The organism is Actinoplanes sp. NPDC048791, from assembly GCF_040650095.1.
GTDB lineage: Bacteria > Actinomycetota > Actinomycetes > Mycobacteriales > Micromonosporaceae > Actinoplanes.
On record NZ_JBEZGQ010001717.1, the window covers coordinates 1 to 1,095 of the forward strand.

Consider the following 1,095-nt stretch of genomic DNA (forward strand, 5'->3'; position numbering starts at 1 on the left):
GCCTGGGAGCCAGAGGACTAGGACGCGACGACGGCGGACCCCCGCCACTCAGACGGACGGGTCCCAGGCGATCAGCTGGTCGAAGACCTGCCGGTCGCCGTCGATGTGCAGCGAGTCCATCGCGATGCGGCCGTAGCAGAACATGACCAGCTCATGGGCCGTGCCCCGCGCGGAGGCGTAGGCCACCTCCGGGTCCACGTCGGTGGCCGGCGTGGTGAGGCGGGCGGCCCGGGCGCCGTCGGCGGAGAACCAGAGCCGCCAGGAACGGCCCTCGGTGGTGTGGTAGTCGATGACCGCCGGCTTGTGCGGCCACGCGGCCGTGTTCGCGACGCAGGTGGTCACGAACTCGTCAACGCCGTCGAGCGCCACTTCCTCCGGCAGCGGCTGCGGGGCGCCCACGGTGAGCTGGGCGTCGTAGGTGTGCACGGCGACCTGCTGGAGCTGGTGCCGGGCGACGGCACCGCTGGTCTGCGGCGACTGCGACGGACCCCACCACGTCCAGCATCCACGGTCCGGGCCGGCCTCCCGCAGCGCGTCCAGCAGCTCCTGCGTCGCCGCGGTGAACCAGGCCAGCAGGGCCTCGCGTTCCCGGGGCGCCACCGGTGCTGTCATCGCCGGCGGTGCGTCGGCGGGCCCCGCGGCCACGGTGGCGGCCCACCTGCGGCGCCCGTCGCCCAGGTGCTGGACCAGGTCGAACAGTGTCCACTCGGGGCAGGTCGGCACCTGCGCGTCGAGGCTGGGTGCCGCGGCGACGGCCGCCCGGAAAGCGGTCGATCGTTCGTCCATCAGCCGCAACAGGTCGGCGAACGCAAGAGTGTTTTCCACCGCGGGTTTGTACCACTCCCCTGCGACATCCGACAGCGGATTTCCTCACCCTGGGGGCGCAGGTGGCCGGCCGAGCAGCACCAGGATGTGCCACAGGTACTTGCACAGCTGCAGCGTCCCGGCGTCTCTGGCCTGCCGGGCCGCGTGCCCGATGACCGCGGCGTCGATCAGCGGCGGTCCCAGGCTGCGGGCCAGCGCGGCCGCCTCCGGGCCCCGCAGGTCGTCGGGGAAGTCCGTGGCCGGCAGGACAAAACCGGGGTGGTACCGCAG

General features: G+C 73.1%; 2 protein-coding genes. Both read right to left on the bottom strand.

Annotated elements, in window-relative coordinates:
• Positions 1-48: 48 nt before the first annotated feature.
• Entirely contained in the window at positions 49-825 is a 777-nt protein-coding gene (locus tag AB0C29_RS49885; protein WP_360835604.1) for a maleylpyruvate isomerase family mycothiol-dependent enzyme, read from the bottom strand.
• Between the two features lie 45 nt (positions 826-870).
• Positions 871-1,095: DUF3626 domain-containing protein (locus tag AB0C29_RS49890; protein ID WP_360835606.1), on the bottom strand; the 225-nt coding region annotated here is incomplete at its 5' end.